General features: G+C 73.7%; 2 protein-coding genes. Both read right to left on the bottom strand.

All coding sequences use genetic code 11. The features are described 5' to 3' along the window. The coding region (locus IE185_RS32570; RefSeq protein ID WP_373303781.1) for a beta-ketoacyl synthase N-terminal-like domain-containing protein at window positions 1-1,033 on the bottom strand (1,033 nt) is incomplete at its 3' end. Between the two features lie 159 nt (window positions 1,034-1,192). Beyond that, a partial coding sequence (locus IE185_RS32565) for an SDR family NAD(P)-dependent oxidoreductase (protein WP_189716539.1) occupies window positions 1,193-7,296 on the bottom strand: 6,104 nt, incomplete at its 5' end.

Raw genomic sequence — 7,296 nt, 5'->3', positions numbered from 1 at the left:
TGGCGAGGAGGGCCTGGGCCTCGATGGGGTCGCCGAGTGTGGTGCCGGTGCCGTGGGCTTCGACGGTGTCGATGTCCGAGGGGGTGAGGCCGGCGTTGTCGAGGGCGGCGCGGATGACACGTTGCTGGGAGGGGCCGTTGGGTGCGGTGAGGCCGTTGGAGGCGCCGTCCTGGTTGACGGCCGTACCGCGTACGACCGCCAGGACCGGGTGGCCGAGACGTTGCGCGTCCGACAGCCGCTCGACCAGCAGTACGCCGACACCTTCCGCCCACCCCGTGCCGTCTGCGGCGTCGGCGAAGGCTTTGCAGCGGCCGTCGGTGGACAGGCCGCGCTGGCGTGAGAACTCCACGAAGACACCCGGGGTTCCCATGATGGCGGCGCCGCCCGCGAGTGCCATGTCGATCTCGCCGTTGCGCAGGGACTGCACCGCGAGGTGCAGAGCCACGAGCGAGGAGGAGCAGGCCGTGTCCAGCGTGACGGACGGGCCTTCGAGACCGAGCGTGTACGACACCCGGCCCGAGGCCACGGCGGCGGCCGTACCGGTGCTCAGATAGCCCTCGACCTCGGCCGGCGCGTCCTCCATGTCGGTGGCGTAGTCGTGGTACATGACGCCCGAGTACACGCCGACCCGGCTCCCGCGCAGGCCGGTCGGGTCGAGCCCCGCCCGCTCGAACGCCTCCCACGACGTCTCCAGGAGCAGCCGCTGCTGCGGATTCATCGACAGGGCTTCGCGCTGGTTGATGCCGAAGAACCCGGCGTCGAACTCGGTCGCCCCGTCGAGGAAGCCGCCCTCGCTGACGTACGACGTGCCACGGCGCTCGGGGTCCGGATCGAACAGCCGCTCCAGGTCCCAGCCGCGGTCGTCGGGGAACGCGGCGACGGCGTCGCCGCCCGCGTCGACGAGCTGCCACAGTTCGTCGGGCGTGGTCACCCCGCCCGGGAGCCGGCACGCCATCCCGACGACGGCGATCGGCTCGGACTTCGCGGCCTCCACGTCGCGGAGCCGCTTGTTGGCCTGCTTCAGGTCGACCAGGGCCCGCTTCAGATAGTCGCGGAGCTTCTGGTCGCCGGTGGCGCCACCGCTGTCGGTGCTTGCGCTGCTGAGGGAGGTGGTGGTGTTGCTGGACTCGTTGGACATGACCGGTTCTGCCCCTTCAAGGCGTCGGTGGATGGACGGCTGGAACCTGGATGGTCAGGACAGGCCGAGTTCACCGTCCATGAGCCGGAACAGCTCGTCGTCGGTCGCCGCGTCGAGATCGGGGACGAGCTCCTCGACCCCGTCGCGCGGGGCGCCCGCGGGGGCGACGAGCGTGGTGGTCCGGGCGGCCGAGCCGTTCGTACCGGCCGAGCCGTTCGCGCCGATGCTGGCCGACAGCTCCCGGAGCCGGGCCGCGACTTGTGCCCGTACCGCCTCGTCCCCGTCGAGGGACCCGGTCAGCGAGGCCAGTGCCTGCTCCAGCAGGCCGAGTTCGGCCGGCACCTCGGCGGCCGGCGCGTCGGCTCCCGTGCAGCCGAGCTCCTCGATGAGCTGACCGGCGAGCTCCCCGGGGGTCGGGTAGTCGAAGATCAGCGTGGCGGGGAGCCGTACTCCGGTGACGCCCGCGAGCCGGTTGCGCAGTTCCACGGCGGCCAGCGAGTCGAACCCGAGGTCCTTGAACGCGTTCTCGGCACCGATCGCCCTGGTGGTGGAGTGCCCCAGTACGGTCGCCGCCTCCGAACGCACCAGCTCCAGTACGACCTTGGCGCGCTCGGCGGCGGGAAGGGTGTTCAGCCGGTCGGCCAGCGACTCTTCCGCGACGGCCGCCGTACGGGCCGCCTTGCGCGGCGCGCGGACGAGCGACCGCAGCAGCGCCGGGACCTCCCCGCCGGCCGAGGCGGCCTGCTTGCGCAGCCCCGACAGATCCAGCCGGGCCGTCACCAGCGCGGCTTCGTCCTTCGACGCGAGGCCCGCGTCGAGCAGGGCGAGTGCCGTCTGCGTGGACATCGCGGTGATGCCGGTGCGCTTGCCGCGCTGCAGGTCGGCCTCGCTCAGCTCCCCCGTCATGCCGCTCGCCTCGGCCCACAGTCCCCAGGCGAGGGAGACGGCGGGAGTGCCCGCCGCACGGAGCCGGCCCGCGAGGGCGTCCAGGTAGGTGTTCGCGGCGGCGTAGTTGGCTTGTCCGGGGTTGCCGAGGGTGCCGGCGGCGGAGGAGAAGAGGACGAAGGCGGCGAGGTTGTGGTGCTTGGTGGCTTGGTGGAGGACGTGGGCGGCGTCGGTTTTGGCGTGGAAGGCGGTGTGGAGGCGGTCGGGGTTCTGGGCGGTGATGGTGGCGTCGTCGAGGACGCCTGCGGTGTGGATGACGGCGGTGAGGGGGTGGTCGGGGTGGAGGGTGTCGAGGAGCGCCGTCACCTGCTGCGTGTCGGTGGCGTCTGTGGCGGTGATGGTGATGTGGGCGCCGAGTGCGGTGAGGTCTTGGTGGAGTTGGTGGGCTCCGGGGGCTTGGGGTCCGCGTCGGCTGATGAGGTGGAGGTGGGTGATGTGGTGGTGGGTGATGAGGTGGTGGGCGGTGAGGGCGCCGAGGGTGCCGGTGCCGCCGGTGATGAGGACGGTGCCGTTGGGGTCGAGGGGTTTGTCGGCGGTGGGGATGGTGGTGCGGGCGAGCCGGGGAACAGTGATCTTCCCGTCGCGCAGGGCGAGTTGCGGCTCACCCGTGGCCAGCGCCGCGTGCAGCAGTGACCTCGACCGCGCGTCGCTGTCGACCAGCACCAGCCGGCCCGGGTGCTCGTTCTGCGCCGTCCGGACGAGGCCCCACACAGCTGCCTGCTCCGGCACGGTCACCGCGTCGCGGGTCAGCACGACCAGCGGCCTGTCCTCCGGGCCCGAGGCCAGGTGGTCCTGCACGCCGGCCAGTACGTGCCCGGTCAGCGCCCGTACGTCCGCGTCATCGCCGGTACGGTCCATGAGGTCCAGGACCGGCCAGTCCGCCCCGGCTCGTGCCTCCGGTACGGCGACCGGCTGCCACTCCACCCGGAACAGCGCGTCCCGCAACGGGTCGGTCCCGGCGGCCAGCTGCGAGGTGTCCACGGCCCGGAAGGTCAGGCCGGCGACCGTCGCGACCGGTGCACCTGTGGCGTCCGCCGCCTCCACGGTGACCGTGTCGGCGCCCCGGGGCGCGATACGGACCCGCAGCCGTGCCGCGCCCGTGACGTGCAGGGCCACTCCGTTCCAGGCGAACGGCAGCAGGACATGTCCGGCGTCCGTGTCCGCGACGGCTCCGAAGCTCGTCGTGTGCAGGGCCGCGTCGAGGAGCGCCGGGTGCAGTCCGAACGCGGCGGCCTCACCGACCGCGTCGTCCGGCAGGGCGACCTCGGCGAACAGTTCCTCGCCGCGCCGCCACACCGTGCGCAGCCCCTGGAACAGCGGGCCGAACTCGTGGCCTGCCGCCGCCTGACGCTCGTAGAAGCCGTCCGTGTCCACCGGCTCGGCGCCCGCCGGGGGCCAGGCCGTCAGTGGGGCGGACACCGGCTGCCGGGCGGCGGTGAGGGAGCCCGCAGCGTGCCGGACCCACTCGTCGCTCCCGTCCGTGCGGGAGTGGATGCTCACCGGGCGGCGCCCGTCCGTACCGTCGTCCGGTGCGCCGACCTGGACTCTCACCTCGACGCCGCCGCGCTCCGGCAGCACCATCGGTGACTCCAGTACCAGCTCTTCGAGCACGCCCGCGCCGATCTGGTCGCCGGCCCGGACCGCCAGCTCGACCAGCGCGGTGCCCGGCACCAGGACCGTCCCGGACTTGGCGTGCTCGGCCAACCAGGGGTGGCTCTTCAGCGAGAGCCGGCCGGTCGCCAGTACTCCCTTGTCGTCCGGCAGCTCCACGACCGCGCCCAGCAGCGGGTGTTCGGCGGAGGCGAGACCGAGGGCGGCCATGTCCGTGGCGCCCGCCGCCATCTCGGCCCAGAACCGCTCCCGCTGGAAGGCGTACGTCGGCAGGTCGACGCGGGTGGCGCCGTCGAGGGCGGCGGGCCAGTCGGCCGACGTACCCCTGACGTGGAGCCCGGCCAGGGCCGCGAGCAGGGTGCCCGCTTCCGAGCGCTCACGGCGCAGCGCCGGCACGAAGATCTCGGCCGCCGCCGTCTCCGTGGCACCGCTCTCGGTGAGAGCGTCGACCGTCTCGCGCGCCATCGCCGTGAGGACGGCGTCCGGGCCGATCTCCAGGTACTGGGCGACGCCCTCGGCCCGCAGGTTCCGTACGGCGTCGGCGAAACGCACCGGCTGCCGTACGTGCTCGGCCCAGTAGTCGGCCGAGCCGAGCCGGTCGGGACCGACGGGCGAGCCCGTCAGCGTGGAGACCACCGGAATGCGCGGCTGCTCGTACGTGAGCCCCGCCGCCACCCCCCGGAACGCGTCCAGCATCGGCTCCATGCGGGCCGAGTGGAACGCGTGGCTGACCCGCAGCCGCTTGGTCTTCCAGCCCCGCTCCCTGCAGATGTCCGCGACGGCCAGGACGGCGCCCTCGTCACCGGAGATCACCACCGCCGACGGTCCGTTGACCGCCGCGACACCCGCCCGGCCGTCGGCCGGGAGCAGCGGGAGCACATCGGTCTCGGTGGCCTGCACGGCGACCATCGCCCCGCCCTCGGGCAGCGCCTGCATCAGCCGGGCCCGCGCGGCGACCAGAGCGGCACCGTCGGCGAGCGAGTACACCCCCGCCACGTGGGCGGCCGCCAGTTCGCCGATGGAGTGCCCGGCCACGAAGTCGGGACGTACGCCCCAGGTCTCGACCAGGCGGAACAGCGCCACCTGGACCGCGAACAGCGCGGACTGCGTGTAGACCGTACGGTGCAGCAGCTCGGCGGTCGCGCTGCCCGGCTCGGCGAACACGACGTCCGCCACCGGGTGCTGGACGTGGCCCGCGTCGACCAGATGCCGGTCGAGCTCCGCGCACGCGGCGTCGAAGGCGCTCGCGTACACGGGGTACGCGTCGTACAGCTCGCGTCCCATCCCCGTGCGCTGGCTGCCCTGCCCGGTGAAGAGGAACGCCGTCCGCCCCGCCGCGGGGCCGCCGCGCACCACCGAGGCCGGCAGCGAACCGCCCGCCACCCCGTCGAGCCCGGCGAGCAGCTCCTCGCGGTCGGCCGCGACGACGACGGCCCGGTGGTCGAGCGAGGCCCGCGTCGTGGCGAGCGAGTACGCCACGTCCGTGAGCGGTGTCTGTGCCGCACGCCCGCTGTCGCGCAGCCACGCGGCGAGGCGCGCGGCCTGTCCGCCCAGGGCCTCGGGGGACTTGGCCGACAGGACAAACGGCAGAACGGAGGCGCTCGGGGCGCTTCGCGGCTCCAGGTCCTCGTCGGCGACGGCGACCGGGGCCTGCTCGATGATGACGTGGGCGTTGGTGCCGCTGACGCCGAAGGAGGAGACGGCGGCGCGGCGCGGGCGGTCCGACTCGGGCCACGGGCGGGACTCGGTGAGGAGTTCCACGGCGCCCTCGGTCCAGTCGACCTTCGTCGACGGCTCGTCGACGTGCAGGGTCTTGGGCAGCACCCCGTGCCGTATCGCCTGCACCATCTTGATCACACTGGCCGCGCCGGCGGCGCCCTGTGTGTGACCGATGTTGGACTTCAACGACCCGAGCCACAGCGGCTGGTCCGCGTCCCGCTCCTTGCCGTACGTGGCGAGGAGCGCCTGGGCCTCGATGGGGTCGCCGAGTGAGGTGCCGGTGCCGTGGGCCTCGACGGCGTCCACCTCCGACCCCTTGAGCCCGGCGTCGTCCAGGGCCGCGCGGATGACGCGCTGCTGGGAGGGGCCGTTGGGTGCGGTGAGACCGTTGGAGGCGCCGTCCTGGTTGACGGCCGTACCGCGTACGACCGCCAGGACCGGGTGGCCGAGGCGTTCGGCGTCGGAGAGGCGCTCGACGAGCAGCAGCGCCACGCCCTCCGCCCAGCCGGTTCCGTCGGCGGCGTCGGCGAAGGCCTTGCAGCGGCCGTCGGTGGACAGGCCGCGCTGGCGCGAGAACTCGACGAACGCGTCCGGCGTCGTCATCACCGCCACGCCGCCCGCCAGCGCCATCGTCGACTCCCCGTTGCGCAGCGACTGCGCGGCCAGGTGGAGGGCGACCAGCGAGGACGAGCAGGCGGTGTCGACGGTGAGCGCGGGGCCTTCGAGGCCGAAGGTGTACGAGATCCGCCCGGAGGCGACGCTGCCCGACGTTCCGGTCAGCCGGTATCCCTCCAGCTCGCCCGAGTTGTGCTGCAACCGCAGGGTGTAGTCGCGGTCGTTGACCCCGACGAACACGCCGACGCGCTCCCCGCCGAGACCGGTCGGGTCGATGCCGGCCCGCTCGAACGTCTCCCACGTGGTCTCCAGGAGCAGCCGCTGCTGCGGGTCCATCGCGAGCGCCTCGCGCGGCGAGATCCCGAAGAACCCGGCGTCGAACCCGGTGGCGGTGTCCAGGAACGCCCCGTGACGCGCGTACGAGGTACCGAGCCGCTCCGGGTCCGGGTCGTACAGACTCTCCAGGTCCCAGCCCCGGTCCTCGGGGAACCCGCCGATCACGTCGGCGCCGTCGGCGACCAGCCGCCACAGCTCGTCGGGCCCGTCCGCGCCGCCGGGGAACCGGCAGCCCATCGCCACGATCACGATCGGGTCCTCGTCCCCGTCGGCGGCGCGTCCGGCCGGACCGGACGCCTCGGCGGCGTCCTGCGTCCCGACGAGGTCGGTGAGCAGCTTGCGGGCGAGCACGGTCGGCGTCGGGTAGTCGAAGACCAGCGTGGTGGGCAGGGTCAGCCCGACCCGCTTGCCGATCCGGTTGCGCAGCTCGACCGCCGTGAGCGAGTCGAAGCCGAGGTCCTTGAAGGCCCGCTTCTCGTCGATCGCACCGGCCGCCGAGTGCCCGAGCACGGTCGCCGCCTCGGCCCGCACCAGGTCGATCACGGTGCGCTCCTGCTCGGCGGCGGACAGCCCGGCGAGCTGCTGGCCGAGGGCGTTCCCGCCGCTCGCGTCCGGCGTCGTCTGCGCCGCCGCGCGCCGCAGGGGGCGTACGAGCGAACGCAGCAGCAGCGGCACCGGCTCGGTGACCGAACGCGCCCGCAGACCGGCCAGGTCGAGGCGCGCCGTGATCAGCGCGGGCTCGGACGACCGCAGGCCGGCGTCGAGGAGCGCCATGCCGGTCTCGGCGGGGAGGCCCAGCATGCCGTCACGCCGGTGGCGCTGGAGCGCGGCCTTGTCCAGGTGGGCGGTCATCCCGCTGACGTCCGACCAGTAACCCCAGGCGAGGGAGGTGGCGGGGGTGCCTTGGGTGCGCAGGTGGTGGGCGTAGGCGT

This window comes from Streptomyces chryseus (assembly GCF_014650755.1).
GTDB classification, from domain to species: Bacteria; Actinomycetota; Actinomycetes; order Streptomycetales; family Streptomycetaceae; genus Streptomyces; species Streptomyces chryseus.
Note: the sequence above shows the minus strand (reverse complement) of the source record. Positions and strands in the feature narration are given on the sequence as shown.